The 26590-nt window shown below is 72.4% G+C and carries 22 protein-coding genes and 1 pseudogene; 15 read left to right on the top strand and 8 right to left on the bottom strand.

The genetic code is table 11. The annotated features are described in order from the left end of the window. Positions 1 to 83 precede the first annotated feature (83 nt). Complete coding sequence (locus ABZ848_RS20795) at positions 84 to 1049, top strand: alpha/beta hydrolase (RefSeq protein ID WP_360834132.1); 966 nt, start codon at positions 84 to 86, stop codon at positions 1047 to 1049. Here ABZ848_RS20795 and ABZ848_RS20790 read toward each other — a convergent pair. Beyond that, a complete protein-coding gene (locus ABZ848_RS20790; protein ID WP_360833780.1) occupies positions 1042 to 1764 on the bottom strand; it encodes an FAD binding domain-containing protein in 723 nt (240 codons plus the stop codon). The genes ABZ848_RS20795 and ABZ848_RS20790 overlap by 8 nt on opposite strands. A gap of 284 nt (positions 1765 to 2048) precedes the next feature. On the opposite strand from ABZ848_RS20790, the gene ABZ848_RS20785 reads away from it, so the two are divergent. After that, the gene (locus ABZ848_RS20785) at positions 2049 to 3743 is read left to right on the top strand and encodes a hypothetical protein (RefSeq protein WP_360833778.1); all 1695 of its coding nucleotides are present in this window, start codon (positions 2049 to 2051) and stop codon (positions 3741 to 3743) included. 1 nt (position 3744) lies between these two features. Here ABZ848_RS20785 and ABZ848_RS20780 read toward each other — a convergent pair whose 3' ends face one another. Beyond that, positions 3745 to 4632 (bottom strand): SDR family NAD(P)-dependent oxidoreductase, encoded by an 888-nt coding sequence (locus ABZ848_RS20780; RefSeq protein ID WP_360833776.1) that lies wholly within the window; start codon positions 4630 to 4632, stop codon positions 3745 to 3747. A 72-nt stretch (positions 4633 to 4704) separates the two neighbouring features. Between ABZ848_RS20780 and ABZ848_RS20775 the strand changes: the two genes are divergently transcribed. Further along, the gene (locus tag ABZ848_RS20775) at positions 4705 to 5628 is read left to right on the top strand and encodes a LysR family transcriptional regulator (RefSeq protein WP_360833774.1); all 924 of its coding nucleotides are present in this window, start codon (positions 4705 to 4707) and stop codon (positions 5626 to 5628) included. Positions 5629 to 5708: 80 nt separating this feature from the next. On the opposite strand, the gene ABZ848_RS20770 is transcribed toward ABZ848_RS20775, so the two are convergent. Together ABZ848_RS20770 and ABZ848_RS20765 are read right to left on the bottom strand one after the other, a co-directional pair. Continuing rightward, positions 5709 to 6608 carry a protein-glutamate O-methyltransferase CheR gene (locus ABZ848_RS20770; protein ID WP_360833772.1) on the bottom strand — a complete coding sequence of 300 codons (900 nt, stop codon included), beginning with the start codon at positions 6606 to 6608 and terminating at the stop codon, positions 5709 to 5711. Positions 6609 to 6722: 114 nt separating this feature from the next. Next, positions 6723 to 7130 (bottom strand): ATP-binding protein, encoded by a 408-nt coding sequence (locus ABZ848_RS20765; protein WP_360833770.1) that lies wholly within the window; start codon positions 7128 to 7130, stop codon positions 6723 to 6725. A gap of 488 nt (positions 7131 to 7618) precedes the next feature. Between ABZ848_RS20765 and ABZ848_RS20760 the strand changes: the two genes are divergently transcribed. From ABZ848_RS20760 to ABZ848_RS20740, 5 genes are all read left to right on the top strand, one after another. Continuing rightward, complete coding sequence (locus tag ABZ848_RS20760; protein ID WP_360834130.1) at positions 7619 to 8995, top strand: diacylglycerol kinase family protein; 1377 nt, start codon at positions 7619 to 7621, stop codon at positions 8993 to 8995. Further along, positions 8988 to 9563, top strand: a complete 576-nt coding sequence (locus tag ABZ848_RS20755; protein ID WP_360833768.1) for a phosphatase PAP2 family protein — start codon at positions 8988 to 8990, stop codon at positions 9561 to 9563. Before ABZ848_RS20760 ends, ABZ848_RS20755 begins: the two co-directional genes overlap by 8 nt. A 135-nt stretch (positions 9564 to 9698) precedes the next feature. Next, positions 9699 to 11195, top strand: coding sequence for a HEAT repeat domain-containing protein (locus ABZ848_RS20750; protein ID WP_360833766.1), 1497 nt, complete (start codon positions 9699 to 9701; stop codon positions 11193 to 11195). A gap of 132 nt (positions 11196 to 11327) precedes the next feature. Beyond that, the gene (locus ABZ848_RS20745; RefSeq protein ID WP_360833764.1) at positions 11328 to 12416 is read left to right on the top strand and encodes a PP2C family protein-serine/threonine phosphatase; all 1089 of its coding nucleotides are present in this window, start codon (positions 11328 to 11330) and stop codon (positions 12414 to 12416) included. 188 nt (positions 12417 to 12604) lie between these two features. Then, entirely contained in the window at positions 12605 to 14389 is a 1785-nt protein-coding gene (locus ABZ848_RS20740; RefSeq protein WP_360833762.1) for an FAD-binding dehydrogenase, read from the top strand. A 13-nt stretch (positions 14390 to 14402) separates the two neighbouring features. Here the strand turns inward: ABZ848_RS20740 and ABZ848_RS20735 are convergent, their stop codons facing one another. The 3 genes and pseudogenes from ABZ848_RS20735 to ABZ848_RS20725 all read right to left on the bottom strand — a co-directional run bounded on the left by ABZ848_RS20735 (position 14403) and on the right by ABZ848_RS20725 (position 17804). Continuing rightward, positions 14403 to 16550 (bottom strand): serine/threonine-protein kinase, encoded by a 2148-nt coding sequence (locus tag ABZ848_RS20735; RefSeq protein WP_360833760.1) that lies wholly within the window; start codon positions 16548 to 16550, stop codon positions 14403 to 14405. Between the two features lie 96 nt (positions 16551 to 16646). Then, positions 16647 to 16920, bottom strand: a pseudogene (locus tag ABZ848_RS20730) (hypothetical protein); the annotation flags it as partial. Positions 16921 to 17021: 101 nt separating this feature from the next. Next, entirely contained in the window at positions 17022 to 17804 is a 783-nt protein-coding gene (locus ABZ848_RS20725; protein WP_360833758.1) for a class II aldolase/adducin family protein, read from the bottom strand. Positions 17805 to 17938: 134 nt separating this feature from the next. Here ABZ848_RS20725 and ABZ848_RS20720 point away from each other — a divergent pair, with 134 nt between their 5' ends. The 4 genes from ABZ848_RS20720 (at position 17939) to ABZ848_RS20705 (ending at position 23753) form a co-directional block, all read left to right on the top strand. After that, on the top strand, positions 17939 to 19543 hold the full coding sequence (locus tag ABZ848_RS20720) for a PucR family transcriptional regulator (RefSeq protein ID WP_360833756.1): 1605 nt from the start codon (positions 17939 to 17941) through the stop codon (positions 19541 to 19543). After that, complete coding sequence (locus tag ABZ848_RS20715) at positions 19536 to 20435, top strand: PfkB family carbohydrate kinase (protein WP_360833754.1); 900 nt, start codon at positions 19536 to 19538, stop codon at positions 20433 to 20435. The genes ABZ848_RS20720 and ABZ848_RS20715 overlap by 8 nt, the downstream gene beginning before the upstream one ends. Before the next feature lie 99 nt (positions 20436 to 20534). Then, positions 20535 to 22868, top strand: a complete 2334-nt coding sequence (locus tag ABZ848_RS20710) for a glycoside hydrolase family 95-like protein (RefSeq protein ID WP_360833752.1) — start codon at positions 20535 to 20537, stop codon at positions 22866 to 22868. Between the two features lie 42 nt (positions 22869 to 22910). Next, positions 22911 to 23753, top strand: a complete 843-nt coding sequence (locus ABZ848_RS20705; protein WP_360833750.1) for a lysozyme — start codon at positions 22911 to 22913, stop codon at positions 23751 to 23753. A gap of 102 nt (positions 23754 to 23855) precedes the next feature. On the opposite strand, the gene ABZ848_RS20700 is transcribed toward ABZ848_RS20705, so the two are convergent. Next, on the bottom strand, positions 23856 to 24488 hold the full coding sequence (locus ABZ848_RS20700; protein ID WP_360833748.1) for a type III effector protein: 633 nt from the start codon (positions 24486 to 24488) through the stop codon (positions 23856 to 23858). A gap of 128 nt (positions 24489 to 24616) precedes the next feature. Between ABZ848_RS20700 and ABZ848_RS20695 the strand changes: the two genes are divergently transcribed. The 3 genes from ABZ848_RS20695 (at position 24617) to ABZ848_RS20685 (ending at position 26270) form a co-directional block, all read left to right on the top strand. Next, positions 24617 to 25048, top strand: a complete 432-nt coding sequence (locus ABZ848_RS20695; protein ID WP_360833746.1) for an Hsp20/alpha crystallin family protein — start codon at positions 24617 to 24619, stop codon at positions 25046 to 25048. Between the two features lie 331 nt (positions 25049 to 25379). Continuing rightward, on the top strand, positions 25380 to 25817 hold the full coding sequence (locus tag ABZ848_RS20690) for a DUF2267 domain-containing protein (RefSeq protein ID WP_360833744.1): 438 nt from the start codon (positions 25380 to 25382) through the stop codon (positions 25815 to 25817). A 111-nt stretch (positions 25818 to 25928) separates the two neighbouring features. Next, complete coding sequence (locus ABZ848_RS20685; protein WP_360833742.1) at positions 25929 to 26270, top strand: ANTAR domain-containing protein; 342 nt, start codon at positions 25929 to 25931, stop codon at positions 26268 to 26270. Positions 26271 to 26590: the final 320 nt, after the last annotated feature.

Below are 26590 nucleotides of genomic sequence, written 5' to 3'. Positions count from 1 at the left end.
GCGCCCACCATCTTTGACCGATCGATCCAGGATGGCTAGCGTGATGCCCGCCCGTCGCGGCCGACGAAACGAGGATGAGGATGATGGTGACCAACGCCGCAAACGGCCCGTCCGTCCCCGAGGGCCGGGGGTCCGTCGCGCAGGCGCCACGTCTCCCGGAGGGGTTCGGCCGGACCTTCACCAGTCGTTACGTCGACATCGGCGACGTCCCTCTGCACGCCGTCACCGGCGGAGACGGCCCCGCCCTGCTGCTCCACGCCGGCTGGCCCCAGACCTGGTACGCCTGGCGGCTGCTCATGCCCGCGCTCGCCCGGGACTTCCGCGTCGTCGCGCTCGACGCACGCGGCGTCGGGGAGTCCGGCAAGCCGGCCGACGGCTACGACACCGGCACGCTCGCGAGCGACGCGGTGGCGCTCATGGCGGCGCTCGGGCACGAGCGGTTCTCGATGGTCGGGCACGACGTGGGCATGTGGGTCGGCTACGCCCTCGCCGCCGACCACCCGGCCCGCATCGACCGCCTCGCGGTCGCCGAGGCGGCCATCCCCGGTCTGTCCCCGTCGCCGCCGCTCCTCAGCAGCCGCGAGACCAACGACCGCCTCTGGCACTTCGCCTTCAACCGGCTCTCCGGTCTCAACGAAGAACTCGTCCGCGGCCGTGAAGACCTCTTCTTCGGCCACCAGTTCGCCACCAAGGCGGCGAAGCCGCTGCCGGATCACGCGGTACGGCACTACGTCGACACCCTCGCCGAGGACCCGGCCGCGCTGCGCTCGAGCTTCGCGTTCTACCGCGCGCTCGACACCACCGTCGCGCAGAACGAGCGGCGTCGGGCCCGGCGGCTGGAGCTGCCCGTTCTGGCGATCGGGGGAGGGGAGAACCTGGGCGAGGGCGTCGGCGCGACGATGCGGCTCGCCGCGGACGACGTCGAGACGGTGGTCATTCCCGGCTGCGGGCACTACCCCGCGGAGGAGACGCCCGACGAGATGCTCACCGCGCTCAGGTCATTCCTGATTCCGGGCGGTCTCAACTGCACTCCGGACGGCCTCAATTGAACTCCGGGCGCTGCAGGAGCTCGGTGACGTGTTCGCGCACCACGTCCCAGGCCGCGTCGTGCAGCGTGCCGACGGCGGTGTCGCGCAGGGCGCCGATCGCCTGGTCGGGCCCGGCGTCACAGGGGGTGCTGTCCGCGAGCACCTCGTACCCGTCGCGCACGGCGACGCGCAGCAGACGGTTCCCGTCCCCGAGGTCGTGCACCGCGGCGGCGACGACGAGCGGCGGCGGGCCGCCGGCGTCGCCCTCCAGCTTGCGGTAGCTGCTCGCGACCGGGTCGCTCCAGCGCAGGCTGAGCAACAGGTGGTGCTTGGCGAGGAGTTCGGCGAGGTCGGTCTCGAAGACCCGGTCCCGCTCCAGCACGGTGGCACGCGCGTCCAGCACCAGCGCGGCCGGGAGCAGACAGCGCAGCGTGCTGCCGACGATGTTGCCGCCGACGGTGGCGGTCCGGCGTACCGCACCGGTCCCCACCGAGCCGGCCGCCCGTCGCAGCACCTCGGGCACGCGGTCGTCTATCCGGTGCAGCACCACGGCGGAGCCGAGCGCGCCCGACGCGATGACATTGGCCTCCGGCAGGTTGCGGAGCGACACGGCCTGCTCGGGGAATCCGTCCCGTTGCCAGCCGGCCCACACGAGCGTGGCCCCGCCGATGGGCACCGCTCCCTCGGCCAGGCACTCCTGTGCTTCGGACACGGACTCGGGAAGACGCAACAGCACGGGAGCGGACCTGCTTTCTGTACGACTTGGAGCCGGCTTCCTCGACGACTTGGAACTGAGCTGCACCATGTCCGGCCGACGACCGGTCACATGGCGCATTTTCCCCAGCGTGGTGGAGGCGCACACAGGGCTCACTGCGGCACGGTGCGCGCCCACGGAGCGTGACGAGGGCTCGCGAGCCGACGCGCGCACCACCCGGACGCGGTCCGCCGGGTCGTCGTACCGGCGAAAAGGCATGATTGGGGCATCGTGCGAAGCGGCGGCCGTAGAGTTGAGGAGCCCGGATGACCTACTACGACCTCGGTGGCCACACCCGGCGCGTGACGACCTCGTCCGCCGAGGCGCAGAGCTGGTTCGACCGGGGCCTGAACTGGACGTACGCCTTCAACCACGAGGAGGCCGTCCGCTGCTTCGAGGCGGCCGCCGCGGCGGACCCCGACTGCGCCATGGCCGACTGGGGCATCGCCTACGCGCTGGGCCCCAACTACAACAAGCCCTGGGAGTTCTTCGACGAGCAGGACCTGTCGCGGACCGTCGAGCGCACCCACGCCGCCGTCGAACGCGCCCACGCCAAGGCGGCCGGCGCCACGCCCGTCGAGCAGGCCCTCATCGGCGCACTGCGCGCCCGCTACCCGCAGGAACAGGCCCCCGCCGTCGAGACCTGCGCCGTCTGGAACACCGCCTACGCCGACAGCATGCGGGCCGTCCACCAACTGGCGCCCGACGACCTCGACGTGGCCACCCTCTACGCGGACGCCATGATGAACCTGACCCCTTGGCAGCTGTGGGACATCCGCACCGGCACCCCGGCGCCCGGCTCGCGCACCACCGAGGCCAGGGCCGTGCTGGAGCGGGCGCTCGGCACGGAAGCGGGCGCGGTCCACCCGGGCCTGCTCCACCTGTACATCCACCTGATGGAGATGTCCCCGACCCCCGAGGCCGCCCTGCCCGCCGGCGACCGGCTGCGCGGCCTCGTACCGGACGCGGGACACCTCCAGCACATGCCCTCGCACCTGGAGGTCCTCTGCGGCGACTACCGCCGGGTGATCAGCGACAACACCGACGCGATCGAGGCCGACGAGAAGTACCACGCCCGGGCCGGGGCGATGAACTTCTACACCCTCTACCGGTGTCACAACCTCCACTTCAAGATCTACGGCGCCATGTTCCTCGGCCGCTTCCAGGAGGCGATCGACACGGTGGGCCGGCTCGAAGCGGCCGTGCCCGAGGAACTGCTGCGCGTGCAGAGCCCGCCCATGGCGGACTGGCTGGAGGGCTTCCTCGCCATGCGGGTGCACGCGCTCATCCGCTTCGGCCGCTGGGACGACGTCCTGCGCCTGTCGATGCCCGAGGACCAGCGCCTCTACTGCGTCACCACGGCGATGCTGCACTACGCGCGCGGAGTCGCGCTCTCCGCCACGGGCCGCGTCGACGAGGCCGACACCGAGCGCGAGCTGTTCCGGGCGGCGGTCGAGCGTGTGCCGGAGACGCGGATGCTGTTCAACAACACCTGCGCCGACATCCTGGCGATCGCCGCCGCGATGCTCGACGGCGAGCTGGAGTACCGCAGGGGCCGGCACGAGGAGGCGTTCGCGGCCCTGCGCCGGTCGATCGAGCTGGACGACGGCCTCCCGTACGACGAACCCTGGGGCTGGATGCAGCCCACCCGGCACGCCTACGGAGCGCTTCTCCTCGAACAGGGCCGGGTCGCCGAGGCGGAGGCGGTCTACCGCGCCGACCTCGGGCTCGACGGCACCCTCCCGCGCGCCCAGCAGCACCCGGCCAACGTCTGGGCCCTGCACGGCTTCCACGAATGCCTCGTACGGCTCGGCAAGGAGGGCGAGGCCGGGATCGTGGCCCAGCAGCTGAAGATCGCCACGGCACTGGCGGACGTACCGGTCGAGGCGTCCTGTTTCTGCCGGCTGGAGACCGCCGCGAAGTCCGCGCCCGGGGACGGGTGTTGCTCCGGCGGCGCCTGAGTCAGGGTGTGAGCAGCCGGTCCTGCTCGACCAGGGGCGTACCGTCGTGCCACGGCAGGGGCTTGCCGAAGCGCACCAACTCGCCGTACAGGGCCGGGTCCACGTGGTCGGCGAGGACCAGGTCGAGGACGGGGCCGGCGGCGCGGTCGGGGGACTGGGCGTGGCCGTAGTCGCTGAACCAGGGGCGGGACGTGGCCGTGTCGACCATCCCGGGGCAGACCGAGGCGATCAGGGTGCCCTCGGCGAGGTCCCGCTCCCGGCGCTCGGCGGCGACCGCGCGCACGGCCGCGACCTGGGCGACCTTCGAGGGCACGTTGAGCCAGCGAGGCCAACCCGCCTCCTCGGACGTCCTGTTGTGGACGGCGCTGCGCCAGGACTCGACGGCGTACTCGACCTGCTCCAGGTCCGCCCCGTCGAAGAGGTGGTGCAGCCGGGGGTCGAGATGGCCGAGGGTACCCAGGCTGCTGGCCACCACGAGGAGCCGGCCGCCCGGGCGCAGGACGGGACCGAAGGAGCGCAGGACAGCGTGGGTGGCGGTGTTGGAGACGTCGATGAACTCGTCGGCGCGCGCCGCCTGCGACTCGTCGGGGAGCACGCGGGCGACCGCGTTGGAGATCACCACGTCCACCCCGCCGTGCCGTGCGGTGAGCTCGTCGGCGAGCCGTGCGATGGCGTCCGTGTCGGTGACGTCCAGTACCCGTCCCTCGACCCGGCTGCGTGTTCCGGGCAGTCGGGCCACCTCACGGGCGGCGTCGGCGACCCGCCGCGGGTCGCGGCCGGTGAGCAGGACCAGGTCCTCGGGATCCATCCGGGCCGCGAGCCCCTCGACGAGGGCTCGGCCCAGACCCTGGTTGGCGCCCGTCACGAGGGCGATGCGTGATGAGGTCATGCAGACAACGCTAGGAACGTCCCGTGCCATGAGTCCAACGAGAACCCGGCACAGCTATCATGCGGAATCGTCATGGACTTCACCGACGTGTCCCTCACCGCACTACGGGTCTTCCGCGCGGTCGCCGAGCAGTCCACCTTCACCGCGGCCGCCGCCTCGCTGGGCTACACCCAGTCCGCGGTGTCCCGGCAGATCGCCGCGATCGAACGAGCGGCCGGTACGGAACTGCTGGAGCGGCGGCGGGACGGCGCGCGTCTCACCCCGGCCGGGCACATCGTGCTGCGGCGCGCCAAGTCGGTGCTCGACGAGATCGACGCGGCCGCGCGGGAGTTGTCCGGCCGGCCCGGGCAGGCCGGGACCGTCCGGCTGGGCTGGTTCCCGAGCGCCGGCGCCGTACTGCTGCCCAGGGCGCTGGCCCGGCTGAGGGAGACGGACCCCGCCCTCCGGGTCGTCACCCGGGAGGGCAGCACCCCGGCGCTCGTACGTGCGTTGCGGGCCGGGAGCCTGGACCTCGCGCTGCTGGCGTCGGCGCCGCCGTTCCGGCCGCCGGACGCCGAATCGCCGCCGCTGGCCCTGCGCACGCTCGGCGAACGCGCCCTGTGCCTCGCCCTGCCCGCCGCCCACCCGCTCGCGCGCGGCGAGTTCGTCGACGTGGCCGACCTGCGCGGGCAGCGCTGGATCGCCGGTTCCACGTCCGGTGAGGACCGGCTGATGGGCGTATGGCCCGGCCTCGACGAACGGCCCGAGATCGCCCACACCGCGCGTGACTGGCTCGCGAAACTGCACCTGGTCGCCGCCGGTCTCGGCCTGACCACCGTGCCCGCCACCCTCGCCCCCGCCGCACCGGCGGGCGTACGCATCCTGCCGGTCCGCGGCGGACCCCAGGAACAGCGACGCCTCCTGCTGGCCCGCATGCCCCAGCCGCCGGCCGAACCGGTCGCCCGCGTCGCCGCGGCCCTGCGCGCGGCGGCCCTCGACACCGGCACACCGCCGTGACCGTCCGCGTGCTTGGAATCTCGGGCCGTTGAAAGGCGAGGTAGGGCTGACCGGCTCCGGCATGTCCGCGCAGTCGAGACTCAGCGCCGCCGATCACGCCGCCGGGCAGCAGCCGGCGTAGGCTCCCCGACCGCCGCGCTGTCGGGCAGCCGTCGGTAGATCCGCTGCCGCCGCTCCACCGGCTCGAAGCTGCCGTGGCCGTACGCCACCAGCGTCTCCGCCCGGCCGAGGAAGAGGAACCCCCCGTTCCGCAGGGCGAAGCGGAACCCGTCGAGTACACCGGCCTGGGTCGTCCTGTCGAAGTACATGAGCGTGTTGCGGCAGACCAGCAGGTCGACCCCGGACAGCGGCACGTCGCGCATGATGTCGTGCCGGCCGAACACCACGGAGTACCGCAGACCGGAACGGATCCGGAACTGGTCGCCGTGCGGGACGAGGTAGGTGTCCCGCAGCCGCGAGGGCATCGCGGTCACCGCCCTGTCGGGGTACACCCCGCTCCGGGCGACGTGGAGCGCGTCCGGGTCCACGTCCGTGGCGAAGATCCTGACGCGGGGCAGAACGGGTCCCCGGCCGAGCGCCTCCGCGAACAGGATGGCCAGCGAGTACGCCTCCTCGCCGCGGGCGCAGCCGGCGCTCCACACGCGGACGTCCCTGTTGGGAACGCTCTTTTCCAGCAGTTCCGGAACGATCTCCTGGCGCAGGTAGTCCCAGGCCCGCGGGTCGCGGAAGAAGGAGGTGGTGCCGATCAGCAGCGTGCGCAGGAGCCGGTCGCACTCGCCGGGGCCGGCCGCGAGCCGCTGCCGGTACGCGGTGTAGGAGGTGATGCCGAGCACGGCCATCCGGCGGCCGACACACCGTTGCAGCACGCCGTGCTTGTAACCGGTGAACGTGAAGCCGCGTGCCTGGCGCAGCAGGTCGAGGATTCTGCCCCACTCGTCCGGCAGGCGGTCGGACTCCGTGACGCGCCGCGCATCACCCATGGCTGCACCTCGGCATCTGCTCGGACCCGCCTGGAGGCGACGGTCCAAGCCCACGGGTACCCGAAATCCATGCCTCGCTCACCCCTGGGCCGAGTCGGGACTGCCGGCGTCCGGCTAGGGAGGGCCGGAAGCGACCAGGGCCCACACGGTCTTGCCGTGTCCGCCGCGCTGGTGCACACCCCAGGTGCGGGCGACGGCGTCGACCAGCCGCAGTCCGCGCCCGCTCTCCTCCTCCCAGGAGGGCACGGTCCGCAGCGCCGGCAGCGTCGGGCTCTCGTCGGAGACCTCGATGAAGCAGGAGTCGTCCGCCAGCGCGGTCACCGCGATCTCGAACTCCTGCGACGGCGCGGGCGCGTGCCGCACCACGTTCGCCGCGAGCTCGGAGACGAGCAGCACGACCTCCTCGGTGACCTCGTCGTCGGGTTTGTGCCCCCACGCCGTGAGATGGTGCCGCACGCGCCGCCGGGCACAGGCCACCGAGGTCGGATGGCGGGGCAGTCTGAAGGCGTCGCGTCTCAGCACAGGTGCTCCTTGCCGTCTGCATGGATCGAACACAAATGGAAGCGCACCCTGACGGGGTGTCGGCACTTCGGCCCGCCCGGCACGTGCCATCACGCCAAGCCCGATCCGGCCGGAAGTCGCCGCTGCCGTCTCATCAGGCAGTACGGCATCGAATCGGCACGCGGGCCAGGAGTGGCCGGCGCGGGGATGCCCGCAGGTCGCGGACGATTTCCCGGCCACCGGAGTGCTCGTTCGACGGGACCGCCCACGCTGTCAACCCGCACGTCTGACCAGTCGGACACCTGCCCGCGACCGGCAGAAAGGCCGAACTCCGACGGCGCGCGCCATCGCAACGGAGGGGCGCTTCGGGGGCGTACACGGTGGTACGGGGGAGCAGGCCATGCTGGTGGCGCCGTTCCGGCCGGACCGGGATCATGGACGCCGGGATGCCGCACCGGCAGGCCGTGACGACCATGGAGGGGGAGGCAGGGCGCACCGCCCGTCGCAGCATGGACGTGACCCGTACGACGAGCGAGGCGGAGCCGCACGGCTCCGGCGGAGAGCTGGGCGTGGCTCGGGGCCTGGCCCGGCTCGCGCTGCTGTGCCTTGCCGGGGCCGTCGCCTTCGTGGCGACCGCCGGACAGTGGGCGGTGCTGGTGCTCGGTCTGGTCGGGCTCGGTCTGGCCGGTGCGGGTCTTTGGTGGGCGCTCGCGCACCGGGGCGTGCCGCGCCTCTTCGGTGCCCTGCTGGCCGTGGCCGCGCCGGTGGCCGTTCTCGTGCTGTACGCGGTGTCCGGCCTGTGGGTGGTGGCCATGGCGGCGCTCGCGTCCTGGACCGCAGCGCTCGCCTGCGCCAGAAGCGCCCTGCGCCGCCTGCGCAAGCCGCACGGAATGCACTCCCGCTCGGCCCGGCCGCCGCGCCGGCCCGTGATCATCATGAACCCCCGGTCGGGTGGCGGGAAGGTCGGCCGGCACGACCTGGTGGAGCGGGCCGAGGCCCTCGGCGCCCGCGTGATCCTCCTGGACCTCGACACCAACCCCGACCCCGTTGAGCTGGCCCGGCAGGCGGTGGCCGAAGGAGCGGACCTGCTCGGAGTGGCCGGTGGCGACGGCACACAGGCCCTGGTGGCCGGGGTGGCCGCCGAGCACGGGCTGCCGTTCATGGTCGTGACCGCCGGGACCCGCAACCACTTCGCCATGGACCTGGGCCTCGACCGGGAGAACCCCGCCAGCAGCCTGGACGCGCTCACCGACGGGGTGGAACTCCGCATCGACCTCGGCGACGTCTCCGGGCGGCCGTTCGTCAACACGGTCTCGTTCGGGACGTACGCGGAGATCGTGCAGAGTCCCGACTACCGCGACGCCAAGGCGGCCACCGCCCTTGACCAACTCCCGGACCTCCTCGCGGGCGACGCCGGCACCACCCTCGAAGTCCGCGCGGACGACAAGGAGTTGCACGCACCGCAGGCCCTTCTCGTCAGCAACAACCCGTACGCGCGCGCCGACCCCCTCGCCGGCGGGCGCCGACCGCGGCTCGACGGCGGCAGACTCGGCGTGATCGCCGTCCGCGTCGAGGGCGCTGCGCAGGCCGCCGAAGTGGTCCTGCTCGGCGAACGGGCGGCCGGGATAACGTCCTTGACGTCCCGTCAGGTCGTCGTGGAGGCCGAGGAGGAGCTCATCGCGGTGGCCGTCGACGGCGAGGCGCTCACCCTGCCGCCGCCGGTCGTCTGCACGGTGCGGCCCGGCGCACTCCGGGTGCGGGTGCCCAGACACCGGCCCGGCGCGCCCTACGTCGCCCCCTCCGTCGACTGGCGGCGCGTGGTCCGCCTCGCGCTCGGCCGCACCCCCGTTCCTACCGAGAAGAAGCAGGAGCACAGCGATGCCTGACCGACTGCCGCCCGAACACCCGGCGGAGCGAGGCCTGTTGCGCGACCTCGCCGCCCTCGACCAGGCGCTCTACGAGGCCGTCACGGTCACCAGGACACCCACGCTGGACGACGCCCTGCGCCGGCTGTCCGCGGCGGCCGACCACTCCAAGATCTCCTTCGCGATCGCCGGCCTGCTGGCCCTGCGCCCCGGCCGCTCGCGCCGCGCCGCCGCGCTCGGTGTCGGGGCGGTGGCCGTGGCCTCGGCCACCGCGAACCTCCTCGGCAAGCGCCTGCTGCGCCGACCGCGCCCGCACCGCGCCGAGGACTCGCCGTTCCCGGGACGGCACGTACCCATGCCCGCGTCCGCGTCCTTCCCCTCCGGCCACACCGCCTCGGCGGTAGCCTTCGCCGCGGCCGTGGGGCCCGCCTTCCCGGCCGCCACGGTCCCGCTCGGCCTGCTGGCCTGCGCGGTGGGCTACTCCCGCATCCACACCGGCGTGCACTACCCGGGCGACGTCATCGCCGGCGCGGTCCTGGGCACGGGCGCGGCGGCCGCGGTACTCGCCGCGGCGAGCTGGGACGGCTGACGGGGGTTGTGCCGGGTACAACCTGCGGGCGCCTGAGGAGTCTTAGCTTGGGGCGGCGGGGAACAGGGCGCCGGATCGGTGATGGGGAAGCTGCGGAACAATCTGCCGGCCGGGAGACACGGGCCGAGGGGGGACATGTACTCCGAGCATCAGGTCGCTTACTTCCTGCGGGAGTTGGCGGACCCGGAAGCGGGCCCGGGGCGGCGTGAGGCTGCGGTCAAGGGCCTGGGCAGGATCGGCCGACCCGAGCACAGCGCTCATCTCGTACGGGCCACACGCGACCCCGAACCCGCGGTGCGGGCTGCCGCGGCCCAGGCCCTCGGCCGGATCGGCGACCGGGACGCGGGCGCACAGACGCTCCCGGCACTCATGGCCGACGAGGACCCGATCGTGCGGCGCAGGGCTTCGCGCGCCGCGATCCGGCTGGCCCTGGACGGCGAGGCGGCGACCGAGGCGTTCCGGCAACTGCTGCGCGACCCCGACCACCACCTGCGGATCAACGCACTGGAGGCGCTCAGAACGCTGGGCACTCCGGGCGACATCCCCGCGTTGGTCCGACTCCTCGGCGACCCGGACCCGGCGGTATGGGGCCGCGCCGACGGTCTGGTCCGTAAACACAAGCGCGATCCGGCCGTGGAGGCCGAAGTGGTCCGGGCGGCACGGGAGGGCACAGGCCCCGCCCGCGCCCGTGCCCTGGACATGCTCCCCGCGCGCTGCAACGCACGGCTCCACGACTCGCTGCTCGACGCACTGCGCGACGAGTGCCCGCAGGTGCGGATCGCCGCGGCGCGGCGGCTCGCGCGCACCGGCGAAGACTCGGCCGCCGACGCCTTGGCGACCGCCCTCGCGGACGAGCGGGACCCCGAAGCAGCCGGATGGCTGCTGAACCTGCTCGGCCGGCTCGGCGACCGACGCGTCACCGGCCTCGCCGCGCGCTGGCTCCACCACGCGGAGGCCGGCCCCGCCGCCGCTCACGCCCTCGGCGCCGTCGACACCCCCGAGGCCGCCGCGCGGCTGCGCGCCGTGCTCGACGACCGCACTCTCTCCGGCCCCACCCGGGCGGCCGCCGCCATGGCCGTCGGGGAGTCGGGCGCCCGGCACGCCGTATGGCTGCTGCTTCCTCTCCTCGACGACGCCGACCCCGCGCTCCGAGCAGGTGCGATGGAGGGGCTGAGTGCCCTGGTCCGCGGTGGGTTGCGTCCCTGGGAGCGCCCTGCGGTGGTCAGGTCGCTGGTCACGCATCTCTCGTCCGTCCCGGACAACGTGTGGCGGACCCGCAACGTCCTGGCCCATCTGCCCCAAGCCCTCCCCGCCGTACGAGACCTCGCGGATCGGACACCGTCGACGGAGGTCCGGGCCGCTGCCCTCTCGCTCCTCGACCCGCGCGCCCCCGGAGACAGGAACGCCCGCGAGGACGTGCGCCGCCTCCTCGACGGCCTCGAAGACCCGCACGAGAGCGTCCGCTATCAGGCGGCCCTCGGTCTGAAGCGCTGGGTGAAAGCCTCCGGAACGCCGCCGCCGGAGAGCGCGGGAGTGCGCGAACGCCTGCTCACGTTCACCACGGAGGGGTCACCTCGCCTCCAGCAGGCCGCGGCCGGGCTGCTCGAGGCTCTGGCGGAGGTTGGTCGGTAAATATCCGCTCTCGGCCTCAATTGGGTAAAGCGAGGGCAGGTTCACAGCACCGGCTGGCAGGCTGTTCGACGTCGAGAGGTGGGGAAGGGGCCCTTGGTGGCTCCTGAGCGCAGGGACGCCTTGGAGCACGCCATGGCCGCAACAAAGCCGCAGCGCAGCCACACCGTGCTGGCCTGGCTGCCGGTCGCGGTGATGGCGACCGTGGCCGTGGGCGACGTCCTCACCGGGCCCGGCCTCGGATTCCTGCCGCTGGCCTCGCTGGGGCCCGCCTTCGCCGGACTCGTCGGCGGCTGGCGCCGTACCGCCGTGTTCGGTGCCGCCGCCCTGCTGCTGTGTGTGGCACTCGGCCTGTACGACGGGCTGTTCCAGGAGCGCCGGGGCTTCATGGCGATGGTGTCCGTGGTCGGGGTGACCGGCGCGGGCATCGCGGCCGCCGTGATGCGCGGGCGCCGGGAGGCCGAGCTGGCCAATGTGCGGTCGATCGCGGAGGTCGCGCAGCGGGTGCTGCTGCGGCCGGTGCCGCTGACCGCGGGGCCCCTGCAGGCGGCGGTGTCGTACACCTCGGCCGTCGCGGAGGCCCGCATCGGCGGCGACCTGTACGAGGTGGTCGCCTCGCCGCACGGGGTGCGGGTGATCGTCGGCGATGTGCAGGGCAAGGGCCTCGCCGCCGTCGAGACGGCCGCCGTGGTGCTCGGCGCCTTCCGCGAGGCGGCGCACGAGGAGCCCGACCTGGTGCGGCTGGGCGAGCGGCTGGAGCGCAGCGTGGACCGGGTGCTGGAGGGGGAGAAGTTCGTCACCGCGATCCTCGCCGAGGTGGGCGCCGACCACAAGGTCGTCTTCCTCAACTACGGGCACCCGCCGCCGATGGTCGTGCACGAGGACGGCACCGCCGACTTCCCCCTGCCGCCCGCCTACGCGCTGCCGCTGGGCCTGGGCACATACGGGGACTGCAGCCCGAAGCCCTTCCCCGTCGGCTTCGCCCCGGGCGAGCAACTGCTGCTGTACACCGACGGCGTGAGCGAGGCACGCGACGACCGCGGCACCTTCTACCCGCTCGGCGAGCGCGCGTACCTCCTCAAGGAGGCCGACGCCCAGAGCGCCCTGGACAGCCTGCGCGAGGACGTCGTCCGGCACGCCGCCGGCCCGCCGCACGACGACGCGGCGATGCTCCTGCTCCGCTACCACAGCCACGCCCCGGAGGAGTGCGCGGCCGTCGGATGAGCTGCGGATTCCGACCGCGACAAGGTCTGCTGGTGTTCGCCGGGCCCAATTCCCCTGCCCTGCAACGGAGTTCGTAGAAAGCGCGCTCTGGCGGTACCCGACTCTCTGGGCTACCGTCGGTAACCCCTGGTCGTCACGGTGGCACCGGGCGCATCTCCGGTCCCTCCGTCCTCTTCGGGAGGCAGCCCATGCAGAACGCTTCGGTCCCGGCCGCGATCACCCGGCGCCACGCCCTGACGGCGGCCGGGGGAGTCCTCGCCGCGGCGACCCTCGCCCAGACGGCGCCCGCCTTCGCCACGGAGGCGCAGGACGCGGACGCCATCGTGGTGGGCCACGGACTCGCCGGGCTCGTGGCCACCGCCGAACTGGCGGCCGCGGGACGGAAGGTGCTGCTTCTCGACCAGGAACCCGAGGCGAGCCTGGGCGGGCAGGCGTACTGGTCCTTCGGCGGGCTGTTCTTCGTCGACTCCGACGAACAGCGCCTGATGGGCGTCAAGGACTCCCACGACCTCGCCTGGCAGGACTGGCTCGGCACGGCGGGCTTCGACCGGGGTGTCGACGACCCCTCCGGCCAGGACCACTGGGCCTACAAGTGGGCCGAGGCGTACGTGGACTTCGCGTCCGGCGAGAAGCGTTCCTGGCTCTCCGGGCTCGGCGTGCAGTGGTTCCCGATCGTCGGCTGGGCCGAACGCGGCGGCGGCCTCGCCGACGGCCACGGCAACTCGGTGCCCCGCTTCCACGTCACCTGGGGCACCGGCCCCGCCGTCGTCGAACCCTTCGAGAAGAAGGTCCGTGCGGCGGTCGCGGCCGGGAAGGTCACCTTCAGGTTCCGCCACCGCGTCGACGGCATCGTCACGACGAACGGCACCGTCACCGGCGTACGCGGCGCGATCCTGGAGCCCAGCGACGCGGCCCGCGGCAAGCCCAGCTCCCGTACCGTCGTCGGCGAGTTCGAACTGCGCGCCCCGGTCGTGGTCGTCACCTCGGGCGGCATCGGCGCCAACCACGATCTCGTGCGGCAGAACTGGCCGGCCCGTCTCGGCACCCCGCCGAAGTTCATGGTCACCGGCGTGCCCGCGCACGTGGACGGGCGGATGCTCGCGATCACCGAGCAGGCCGGCGGACGCATCGTCAACCCCGACCGCATGTGGCACTACACCGAGGGCCTCAGGAACTACGACCCGATCTGGCCGAACCACGGCATCCGCATCCTGCCCGGCCCGTCCTCGATGTGGTTCGACGCCACGGGCAAGCGCTTCAGCACGCCCGACATCCCGGGTTACGACACCCTGCACACCCTCGGCTCGATCACCGCCTCCGGCTACGACTACTCCTGGTTCGTGACCACCCAGAAGATCCTCGCCAAGGAGTTCGCGCTCTCCGGCTCGGAACAGAACCCCGACCTCACCAACAAGGACGTCTGGCAGCTCCTCTCGCGGATCTGGCAGACCCCGGAGCCGATCGAGAAGTTCAAGAAGAACGGCGTCGACTTCGTCGTCGCGACCACCCTGTCCGAGCTCGTGCGCGGGATGAACAAGCTCACCGGCGACAACCTGATCGAACTCGACGACCTGCAACGCCAGATCGAGGCGCGCGACCGCGAGATCGACAACCCGTACACCAAGGACGTCCAGGTCATGGGCATCCGCAACGCGCTCACCTACGTCGGCGACTCCCTCAGCCGCACCGCCTCGGCCCACAAGATCATGGACTCCGGCGCCGGACCGCTGATCGCCGTACGCCTCAACGTCCTCACCCGCAAGACCCTCGGCGGCCTCCAGACCGACCTGTCGGGCCGCGTCCTCGACGCCACGGGTACGCCGGTGCCCGGTCTGTACGCGGCCGGTGAGGTCGCCGGCTTCGGCGGAGGCGGGGTGCACGGGTACCGGTCCCTGGAGGGCACCTTCCTGGGCGGCTGCCTCTTCTCCGGGCGTGCGGCGGGCCGCGCCGCCGCGGAGGCGACGGCGACCTGAGCGAGGCCGCCGGTCAGGTCACGTCGGCCACCGAGAAGACCCCCGGCCCGCTGACCCCGTACAGCACCCGGCCCACCAGCAGCGGTGGCGTCCCGCTCGGGGAGAGCTCCTCGAACGAGGTGCCCTCCGTGTCGAAGGACGGCGCCGTACGGCCGATCTCCCTGCCCGTGCGCGGGTCCAGGGCGATGACGCTGGTGTCCGGCAGATTCACGTACAACCGCCCGTCGTGCAGGGACGGTTCGCTGAACACGCGCAGGTCGCGGGAGCTGGTCCACAGTGGTTTGCCGCGCTTGAGGTCGAGGGCGAGCAGCGTCTCGTTGCCGTAGTCGAAGATGTACATGGTGTCGCCGCGCACGAGCGGCGGCGCCTCCGGTTCGACGCTCCAGGGGAAGTCGATACGGCGGGTCTTCCCGCTGGTGAGGTCCTGGATGAAGAAGGCGGCCGAGACGCCGGTGTTGTCCTCCCAGCGCGCGTAGTACGCGGTGCCGTCGTGGACCGTGGCCAGCCACAGATCGCCCTTCGGCGGAGTGACCTGGCCGAGGGTTCTGCCCGAGCGGGCGTCGATCCGCGCGATCCGGCCGGTGCCGCCGCGCAGATCGGCGTACAGCACTCCGGCCGAGCCCTCGTAGAAGGGCTGGGCCGACTTCGAGGCCAGCGTTCGCCGCCACAACTCCTTGCCCGTGCGGGGCTCGTACGCCGCATAGTTCGCGCCGTCGTCCGCCTCCGGGAGCGTGAGCTTGTCCAGGCGTACGAGCAGTACGCCGCCCAGTGCGTCGAACTCCCCGACGGGGCCGTCCAGATGCCACAGCCGCTTGCCGGTCCGGCCGTCGAAGGCGTCCACTCCCTCGTTGCGGTCGGCGCTGTTGACGTACACCACATCGTCGAGCACGACGGGTTTGTTCAGCGAGAAACTGTCGACCTTCTTGTCGCTCATCGGCTTGGTCCAGTCGACCTGCCCGGTCGCGGAGCTCAGCCGCATCAGCGCGACCGTGGGGGAGGAGCAGAACACGCCGAGGGCATCCGGGGTGCAGGACGAGCCCATGCCCATGCTCATCGGGTCGTCCTTGTCGGGCTTGAGCGCGTTGTGCCAGGGCTTCCAGCCCGCCGGTACGGCCGAAGCCCCGGTCGCCCGGACGCCGGCCCGGCCCGGGCTCGCCGCCGGGGCGTCGTCGAGGTTGACCCCGATGACCGTGCCCGCGAGGCCCAGCAGGGCCGCGCCGGCCACCGCGAGCCACACCTTCTTCCCCCGCGGCCTGCTCTTCTCCGCTGCGGGCGGCAGGGTCGTCGCCGTCTCCGTGACCACGGGCGCCGGGCTGTCCGCCGGCTCTTCGTCGGTCACGTCCTCCGGCAGGGCGGCCAGCGTCTCCAGCACCTCGGCCGAGGTCGGCCGCGCGGTCGGCTCCTTCGCGAGGCACAGGGACACCAACGGCCGCAGGGGCTGCGGCAGTCGGCCGAGCTCGGGCTCGCTGTGCACGGTGTTGTACGCGGCGAGATAGGCGTTCTCCGCCTCGAAGGGGCTGCGCCCGGTGGCCGCGTACACGAGAACCGCGCCCAGCGAGAAGACGTCCACGGCAGGACCGACATCGCGGGGGCTGCTGAACTGCTCCGGCGCCATGAACGGCGGCGAGCCCATCACGATGCCGGTCTGGGTACGGACGTCGCTGCTCGCCGCGCGCGAGATGCCGAAGTCGATGACCCGCACCGCCCCGTCCTCGCCGCCCCCCTCAAGGAGCAGCACATTGCCGGGCTTGAGATCCCGGTGGACCACGTCCGCGCGGTGGATCTCCCGCAGTGCCTCGGCGAGTTCGGTGCCGAGGCGGCGCAGGGAGGGCCAGTCCAGCGGGCCCTCCTCGGTCACCCGCTCGGCCAGGGTGTGACCGGGCACGTACGCGGTGGCCATCCACGGCCGCTCCGCGTCCGGGTCGGCGTCGAGGACCGGCGCGGTGAACGCTCCGCTCACCCGCCGGGCCGCCGCGATCTCCTGCCGGAACCTGGACCGGAAGTCGTCGTTCTCCGCGTACTTCGCGTGCACGACCTTCACCGCGACGGCCCGCCCCGACACCGACCGGCCGAGGTAGACGACGCCCATGCCGCCGGTGCCGATGCGCGCTTCGATCCGGTATCCGCCGACGGTCCGCGGATCGTTCTCGCGCAGGGTCACCGTGTCTCCTTCACCGGGTGTGGCCTGGACGGATGCGATCGGCCTTTGTGACATGGACCGTTCACTCTACTGTCCGTCCGGCGACCCGGCGCCGGGTCAGCCCAGGGTGAACCAGGTGCTGCGGGACTTCTGCCACTCCGGGTGGGTTCGACTCCCAGCCGCCCGCGTCGGTCGTCGGCAGGTCCAGCACCTTCACCGGCTGGTGCCCGGCCACCGCGTCCCAGGAGTACGGGGCGTACGGGTCGCTGTTGTCGTCCGCGGCCCACGAACCGGCAAGGATCAGATACTGGTTGAGGGAGTTGCGGCGGAGGTCGCGGATCGACAGCCCGTCGAGGTCCAGCTCGATGGGCGTACCAAAGGTGGCGGCGGTGCCGGAGAACGGTGAGAGCCGAACGCCAACGGTCGGGAGCGGAAGGCCGACGTCCATCCGAACAGCTGCCCAAGGGTGACCATCTTCGGCTGCGGGGAGGGTCAGTCCGCGTGGTCGGGGGCGATGCGGTCGAGCAGACGCAGAAGGGCCTGCCAGGCCAGGTCGTACGCCTCGTCGTCCTGGAGGTCGGATCCGTGGTCCTCGCCGCGAAGTTGGCGGCCGGCGCGCTCGCGGACGTCGGCGGGCGGGAGGATGAGCGGGGCGCCCGCGGCCTGGGCGGTGACCTGGATCTCGCAGGCCTTCTCCAGGTAGTACATGCGCAGGAATGCCTGACCGGGCGTCTCGCCGACGGTGAGCAGCCCGTGGTTGCGCAGGACGAGCGCGCTGTGGTCGCCGAGGTCGGCGACCAGGCGGCGCTGCTCGTCCAGGTTGAGGGCGACGCCCTCGTAGTCGTGGTAGCCGAGGCGGCCGTGGAACTCCAGGGACATCTGATTGACCGGCAGCAGTCCGTCCCGCTGGGCGGCCACGGCACAGCCCGCCCTGGTGTGGGTGTGCAGCACGCAGTGCGCGTCGGAGCGGGCCGCGTGGATCGCGCTGTGGATGACGAACCCCGCCGGGTTGACCGGGTACGGCGTCGGCTCGACCGGGTTGCCCTGCAGGTCGATCTTGACGAGGTTCGAGGCGGTGATCTCCTCGAAGAGGAGACCGTAGGGGTTGATCAGGAAGTGGTGGTCGGGGCCGGGCAGCCGCAGCGAGATGTGCGTGAAGATCAGGTCGGTCATGCGGAAGTGCGCGACGAGCCGGTAGACGGCGGCCAGTTCACGGCGCAGACGCTGCTCTTCGGCGACGGGGTGAGGGGCTGTGGTCGCGGTCGTGACGGTCATGGGCGACGGCTCCTGGGGTCGGGTTCCCGGCAACCGTAGGCGCGTCCGCCGTGCCACCCCAGTGTCGGATCCATCTCATATCCTGGTGACAAAGGGATGAATCATCCCGCCGCACGGGATCCGAGGAACAGCTCATGCCGTCGACCTCGCTGGCACCGGACACGCCCACCGTGTTGCTGAGCACCCTGCTCGCCGACCCCGGCCTCGGGCTGGAACAGATCGCGGGCCCCCGCGAGGACCGACTGGTCGGCCTGATCGGCACCACGGAACTGGAGGACCCTGCGCCCTACCTCCTCGGCGGCGAGTTGCTGCTCATCGCGGGCGTCCGCCTCCCGCGGACGGACCAGGCCGTCGATGCCTACGTGCGCCGTCTCGTCCAGGCGGGCATCGCGGCACTCGGTTTCGGCGTCGCGCCCGTGCACGACGAGGTCCCGCCGGCCCTGAGCTCGGCCTGCGACCGGCACGGGCTGCCCCTGCTTCGTATCCCGCCCGACACCCCCTTCGTCGCCGTCAACCACGCCGCCCACCAGGCGATGGCCGAGGCCCGGCACCGGGAGTTGCGCGAGATCGCCGAGGCCCAGGCCGCTCTGGCCACCGCCGCGGCACGCCCCGACGCGCTCAAGGCGGTACTGCACCGGCTCGCCTCGCATCTGGGCGCGTGGACGGTCCTGTTGGACCCGCACGGGCGGGAGCTCCTCGCCGCCGGGACGCGTCCGGCCGAGCCAGCGGTCGAGCACCTGCACGCGCTCGCCACCGAGACCATGACCCGCGTACGACCGGGCAGGCGCGGTGGGCGGCCGCAAGCGCCGACGGCGGCGGCCGAGCACCACGCCGAGTTCCATCTGACGGTGCACACCCTCCCGGCCGGGACGACCGACGGCCTCTTCGTCCTCGGCATCGCCGCCGCTCGCGCGCCCACGGCAGTGCACCGCTCCGTCACCGGCACCGCCCTCGTCCTGCTCTCCCTGCTCACCACGCCCCGGCACGCCCTGGGCACCGACACGCACTCGGCCGCCGCCCTGGTCCGCCTGATGCTCGGCCACGACCCGGTCGAGGTGGCTCCGCTGCTGGCATCCACGGCACGGACCACGGACACCTGGACCGTCATCCACGGCCGCCTCTCGTCTCCGAATGCCGGAGCTGCGAGCCGCCCCGGCGCCGATCCGGCCCAACTCGCCGCCCTCGGTACCGCGTTGGGCACGCCGTACCTCGACGTCGACGGCCTCCGTCTACGGGGACTGCTGCCGGCCGGCGCCGCACTGCCCGACCTCGTGCCGGTCGCCCGGCTGGGCTGGACCCTCGGCCTCAGCGCACCCGTCGCCGCCGCGGACCTGGCGATCGCCGACCGGCAGGCCGACCGCATGCTGCGCCACGCCATCGCCGCCGGCGCGCCCTGGGCCCGGCACCGCGAGCAGGAACTGAGCCTGCACTCCCTGGTCGGCGTGGATGACGCCGTGGCGCTGGCCCGGGCCCGCTTCGCCCCGCTCGCCGACACCCCCGCACCCGGGCCGGCCGTGCTGCTGGAGACACTGCGCGCCTGGCTCGCCCAGCACGGCAACTGGGACCGCACGGCCGCCGCGCTGGAACTGCACCGCAACACGGTCCGGCGCCGGATCGCGAAGACGGCCGAGCTGCTCGACGCCGACCTCGACGATCTCGACGTACGGATGGAACTCTGGTTCGCCCTGCGGTGGTTGCCGGGGGAACGACCCGGCAGGGGAGAGGGCGTCGATGAGTGAAGCAGTGAGCGGGGCACGGCCGAGGGGGCTGTTCGTCGGCCTGTGCACGGTGGACGTCATCCAGCTCGTGGACCATGTGCCGGGCCCCAACGAGAAACTGACGGCCCGTGAGCAGACCGTCGCCGCGGGTGGCCCGGCGGCCAACGCGGCCGTCGCCTTCGCGCACCTCGGCGGGACGGCCCGGCTGCTGACGGCGATCGGATCGCACCCACTGGGCCTCGCCGCCACAGCGGACCTCGACCGGTTCGGCGTGAACGTCCGTGATCTGGCAGCGGATTCGGCCGAGCCGCCCGCCGTGTCGTCCATCCTGGTCACCGCGTCGAGCGGCGAGCGCGCGGTCGCCTCGACCAACGCGACGGCCCACCGGCTCGCGCCGCCCGACGACCTGGAGACCCAGGTCGCCGCCTGCGACATCGTCGAGTTCGACGGCCACCACAGGGAATTGGCATCGGCGGCAGCCCGGGCCGCACGTGCGACGGGACGAACGACCCTGCTGGATGCGGGCAGTTGGAAGGACGGCGCAGAAGACTTGTTGGCGTCGATCGACGTCGCCGTCTGCTCGGCCGACTTTCACCCGCCCGGCACGAGCACTCCGGCGGAGACGCTGCGGTTCCTGCGCCGGCACGGGGTGGCGTGGGCCGCGGTCAGCCGGGGAGGGGAGCCCATCGTCTGGGAGGGGCCGGACGGGGGCGGCGGCACGGTGGAGGTGCCTTCGGTCCCGGTGGTGGACACGCTGGGCGCGGGTGACTTTCTGCACGGTGCGCTCGCTCATCACCTCGCCGCGCAGGGGAAGTCGACGTCCGACGGCTTCGCGGCGGCGCTGCGGGGAGCGGCCGAGGTGGCGGCGCGGGCGTGTGCCTCGTTCGGAACCCGGGCCTGGATGCGACCCTGACACATCGGATCTCTCCAGCTCCATTGACGCGGCCTGGCCCCATCCCTATGTTGCAACGCGGGATAGCTCCGATGAATCACAGAGCCGCCTGGAGGCAACGTGTCCTGCCCCGCCGCATCCGAACCGTCCAGACGCACCGTCCTCGCCACCGGATCCGCCCTCGGCGGAGCACTTCTGACAGCGGGTCTGGCCACCCCGGCGACGGCGGCCGAGGAGCCTGCCGCCGTAAGTACGTCCGCCGACCCCTGGCGTACCGTCCTCGCCGACGCCGACCTCGTCTGGCAGCGCATGCCGACGGCCTGGTACGAGGGCCCGTTCCTCGGCAACGGCTTCCTGGGCTCCGGCATCTACGCAGAGCCCGGCGCGACCTCGACCGCCGTCCGCTTCAACGTCCAGCACTCCGAAGTGCAGGACCACCGCCCCGAGTTCGGCTCCCTGTTCGGGCTGGCCCGGCTGCCGATCGGATACTTCACACTGGAGCCGGTCGGCGCGATCACCGCCCTCGACTGGCGACTGTCCCTGCACGACGCCGAGTTGACCGGCACGCTCACCACCGAGAAGGGCACCCTCGCCCTGCGTGCCCTGGTCCACAACGACCGCTCGGTCCTCGCCGTCGAGGTCACTCCGAGCGAGGGCGAGCGCGACTTCCGCTGGGTGTTCCACCCGGCCGACGCGATCAGCCCCCGGGCCGGCTTCAAACCACTGCCCGACGGCTACCAGGGCAACCCGCCCGCCGAGGTCACCGACCACGACGGGGTGCACGCCGCCGTACAGCCCCTGCTGTCGGGCGGGCAGCACGTCACCGCATGGCAGGAGCGGTCCAGGAGCCGCACCAGGACGCTCTACGCGCATGTCGCGCACTCGTACCCGCAGACCACGGCCCTGAACCGGGCCCTCAAGGCCATCCGCGCCGCCGCCGCGCTGCCGTACTCCGCCCTCGCGGGCACCCACCGCACCTGGTGGCACGCCTACTACCGCAAGAGCTTCCTCTCGCTCCCCGACGCCCGTATCCAGCGCTTCTACTGGATCCAGCTCTACAAGGCCGCCTCCGCCGCCCGCCGCGACGCCCCCGTGATGGCGACCAGCGGCCCCTGGCTGGAGCCCACGCCATGGCCCAACACCTGGTGGAACCTCAACGCCCAACTGGAGTACTGGCTCATCCACGGCTCCAACCACCTCGAACTCGACGCGATCACCAGGGCGTTGAGCGAGTACCGGGACAACCTCGCCAAGGAGGTCGCCCAGCCCTACCGCGCCGACTCGCTCGGCATCCCGCGCACCACCGACCCCCACCTGGTCAACGGCGCGGCCGGCACCCTCACCGGCTACGGCGTCGGCATCCCCGGCCAGGACCCGCCCACCCCCGAAGTAGGCGACCTGACCTGGGCGTTGCACAACGTCTGGCTCAGCTACCGCCACACCATGGACGAGTCGATCCTCCGGGACGTCCTCTTCCCCCTCCTCCGCAAGGCGATCAACTACTACCTGCACTTCCTGGAGCCCGGCCCGGACGGCAGACTCCACCTGCCCGCCACCTTCTCCCCGGAGTACGGCGGCAACTCCCGCGACTGCAACTACGACCTGATGCTCCTGACCTGGGGCTGCACCACCCTGATCCAGACCGCCGAACTCCTCGGCATCGACGACCCGTTGGCTCCCCGCTGGCGTGAGGTCCTCGCGAAACGGGTGGCGTACCCCACGGACGCGAACGGCTTCATGATCGGCGCGGACATCCCCTTCGCGAAGTCGCACCGCCACTACTCGCACCTGCTCGCCGTCTACCCGCTGTACGAGGTGACCGGCCGCACACCCGACGAACGCGCCCTCATCGAGAAGTCCCTCGCCCACTGGGTCGGCTTCGAAGGCGCCCTCCAGGGCTACACCTTCACCGGAGCCGCCTCCATGTCCGCGCTGCTCGGCAAGGGCGAGGACGCGCTCACCTACCTCGGCCAGCTGATGACCCGTTTCATCCAGCCCAACACCATGTACAAGGAGTCCGGCCCGGTCATCGAGACACCCCTCTCGGCCGCCCAGTCGCTCCACGACATGCTCTGCCAGTCCTGGGGCGGCATCATCCGCGTCTTCCCCGCACTGCCCGCCGCCTGGACCGACGCCGCCGTCCACGACTTCCGCACCCAGGGTGCCTTCCTGCTCAGCGCCCGCCGCGAGGGCGGCACCACCCGCTGGGTACGCCTGCTCAGCGAGGCGGGCGCACCTTGCGTCGTACGGCACGGCATCCCCGGGCCGATCCAGGTACGGGACGGCCACGGCCGCCCCCTGCACTACACGGACGCCGGCGACGGTGCGATCGAAGTCACGCTGCGGAAGGGCGACTCGGCCCTGATCACCGCCAAGGGCGACCGGCCCGACCTCACCGTCGCGCCCGTACGCCCGAACGGGGACGCGCCGCGCTGGGGGTTGCCGGTCGGCTGAGCATGACGTGCGGACGGGCCCGACCGAGGGTCAGATGAGGACATGCAAAGATCCATATCTCCGGGGCGCGGTCGCCCGGGCCTGCGGCTGACCGCGGCCCTGACCGGCCTCCTCGCCGTCCTGTCCGTCCTCTCGGCCACCCCGGCCTCCGCCGGCGAGTCCATACCCGAGCGCGGCAGCGCCTACATGGGCATCGGCGTGATGGCCCACGACGGGGTCGACGGCCGGCCCGACGCCGTGCCCCCGGCGGCAAGGGCCGTCCAGACCGAGGGCGTCGACGTCTCCAGCTACCAGCGCGACGTCGCCTGGTCCACCCTGTGGGGCAGCGGGGTCAGGTGGGCGTACACGAAGGCCACCGAGGGCACGTCCTACACGAATCCGTACTTCGACGGGCAGTACGACGGCGCCTACGACGTCGGCCTGGTCCGCGGCGCCTACCACTTCGCCGCCCCCGACTCCAGCAGCGGCACCGCGCAGGCCGACTACTTCGTCGACCACGGCGGCGCCTGGTCCGCCGACGGCCGTACGCTGCCGGGCGCCCTCGACATCGAGTGGAACCCCTACGGCGACTCCTGCTACGGCCTCTCCCGCAGCGGCATGGTCGGCTGGATCCGGGACTTCCTCAACCGCTACAAGGCGCGCACCGGCCGCGCGGCCGTGATCTACACGTCCACCTCATGGTGGACCAGCTGCACCGGCGGCTACACCGGATTCGGCACGACCAACCCCCTCTGGGTCGCCCGGTACGCCTCCTCGGTCGGGACGCTTCCGGCGGGCTGGTCGTCGTACACCATGTGGCAGTACACCTCGTCCGGCCAGACGGTCGGCGACCACGACCGCTACAACGGCACCGCCGACGGGCTGAAGGACTTCGCGGCCGACTGACGGGCGGCATGCCCCCGCACGTCGTGGGGAGCCCTTGGTTCAGGAGGTCTCGCGGTACGTCGAGCGCCGACATCCCGCCCGGGCCGCCCGGGCCGTGCGGGGTCAGGGGGGTGTGAGGGTGTCGAGCTGTGCGGCGAGGTCGGGGTGGGTGCGGGTCAGGTGGGGGCGGGTGGCGTGGAGGGGGTCGATGAGCTCCGCGGGATCGTCGTGGGCGAGGGCCGCGTGGAGTTGGCTGAGCGGGGTGCGGGCGGCTTCCGGCAGGTCGGTGAGGGCCGTGATCTGGCCGGCGACGCGGCGCAGGTCGGCCGCGTTGCGGCGGGCCCAGGCGACGGTGGTGCGTTCGGCGGCGCGGCGTTCGCGGGTGGCCTGGACGCGTTGTTCACCGGTGGTTCCGGCCGGGCCGGGACGTCCGCGCAGGTAGCGGCGCTCGGCGGCCTGGCGGCTGGCGACCCCGAGGGGGTGGGCGAGGTCGGCCCAGCTGGCTCCCGCGTCCCGGGCTGTCTCGATCAGGCCGGTCTCCCAACCGGCGAGCCGCTCGCGCACCTGCCGGAGCAGCAGGAGGGAGGCCAGGGCCTGGTCCGGGCCGACCTCGTGAGCCCCGGGGGTGCCGGGAACCGCTTGCCGGGCGGCGCGCAGGGCATCGTCTATGGCCTCCAGGGCCGCCGCGGCGGCGAAGAAGGATGCCGGGCTGTTCGCGTCGGCACTGGATGAAGCCGGCTGGTCGGCCGGGGTCATGGGGCACCTCCCTCGGGTTGTCATCCTCCGGACGACATCATGTTTGTCATCCAATGGATGACATGCTACAACAGTTTCAGTGAGGCGCATTGGCAGCAACTGCCCGAACCCTCTGGAGGTGTTTTCCGATGTTGATGCGCACTGACCCCTTCCGTGAGCTCGACCGGCTGGCGCAGCAGCTGGTGGGCCCCGGCACCTGGTCGCGGCCGTCCCCGATGCCCATGGACGCCTACCGCGAGGGTGACCAGTACGTGGTGGCCTTCGACATCCCCGGCGTCACCGCGGACGCGATCGACATCGACGTCGAACGGAACATGCTGACCGTCAAGGCCGAGCGCCGGCCGGTGGCGAAGGCCGACGACGTGCAGATGGAGCTGTCCGAGCGGCCGCTGGGCGTCTTCTCCCGCCAGCTGGTGCTGGCCGACACGCTGGACACCGAGCACATCCAGGCCGACTACGACGCGGGCGTGCTCACCGTGCGCATTCCGATCGCGGAGCGCGCCAAGCCCCGCAAGATCGCCATCGGCGTCGGGTCCGGCCGCAAGGAGATCTCCGGCTGAGCCGGACCGCCGAGGGCTCGAAGGCGGAGGACGGGTACCTGTTCCCCCTCCTGCCCGTCCTCCGCACCCCGAGAGCAAGGAGAAGGGTGCGGCCGAGGCGACCGCGCGACGAGAGACGTTCCTCGACGACATGAAGGAATGCGGCGAATACGGCGCCCTGCGGGGAGCCGATCGCGCGGCCGGCGTCGGCTCGCCCTGCTCCACGAGATCCTGCGCCGGCTCTCCTCCGGCTACGGCCTGCTCTTCGGCCGGCCTCGGCCCACGTGACCACCCACCCACGGTGACCGCACACCGGCACCACGACCCTGGTGACAGAAAGGCAACCACCGCAGTGATGTCCGACCGACCCGCACCGTTCCAGCAGCCCTACGACAGGGCTTACGAGCAGATGCTGGAGAAGGTCCGATACGACGGCGCCTACCCGACCCGTGAGAAGGCCGAGGAAGCCGTCCGCCTGGTCCTCGCGGGACTGGGACGCCAGCTGACCGGCGACGAACGCGTAGAACTGGCCGCTCGCCTGCCCTTCGAGGCCGCACGCATCCTCACCGCCCAGGTCCCCGCCACCCAGCAGCTGACCGGCTGGGCCTTCGTCAAGGACCTCGCCGCCCGCAGCGGCGCCTCGCAGGCCACGACGCGATGGGACACGGGTTCCGTCTTCTCCGCCGTCGCCGCCTGTGCGGGCCCCGACCTGCTGACCCGCATCCTGCGCCAACTCCCCTCCGGCTACGCGCTGTTGTTCGGACGCGCTGAACTCACCCCCGCCGCGTAATCAGCGGCGAGCGTGCGGCGGGGCGGACAGCGACAGCCACTGCCGCGTCCGCCCCGCCGCAGGAACGACGTGATGGATCAGGCCCGCGGGTGCAGCCTGTAGGAGACGAACATGACGGAGCACGACCAGGAGGCGCTTTCGCCGTTCGACGCGGAGACCCCTGGGCCGGAGGAACTTGCTCGCAAGATCGGCCAGTTGCAGCGGGAGATCGGCCAGCTTCGGGAAGCCGTGGTCTCGCACGCGGTGATCGACCAGGCCATCGGCGTCGTCGTATCCCTCGGTGGCCTGCCTCCCGGCCAGGGTTTTGACGTGCTGCGGACGGTCTCCCAGAAGACGAACATCAAACTGCGGGAGGTCGCGGAAGCGATTGTCGGCTGGCCCGCCAGCAAGGAGCTGTCCGACGACATCCGGCAGGCGCTGGAGACCGCGCTGTCTCAGGCGGGCTCCGACTGAACACGCGCACGAGCCGACCATGGGCACCCCATCGCTGTCCCAGCCCTCCACCATCACGCGACTCAACTTCACAGCTGGTACGGGTCGGTGTGGTGTCCGGCCATCGGGCCAGGTCAGCGAGCCGACCGCTCTCAACCGCCAGGCTCCTCCGATCCTCCCAATGGCCGGCGGGGAGCCAGGGAAGGGCAGCCGCCGCCGTCACCGGGGTTGGCCCACCCGGCCGGCTCGGCTCGCCGTCGCGGCAGACGTTCCTGATGTAGTGGTCGATCCACTTGGAACGGTTGCTCCAGTAAGGTGGAGGCGGAAACGGTCAGGCGCTG

The organism is Streptomyces sp. NPDC047081, assembly GCF_040643775.1.
Classification (GTDB): domain Bacteria; phylum Actinomycetota; class Actinomycetes; order Streptomycetales; family Streptomycetaceae; genus Streptomyces.
The sequence above is the reverse complement of the archived record's forward strand: the minus strand, read 5'-3'. Positions and strand labels throughout refer to the sequence as shown.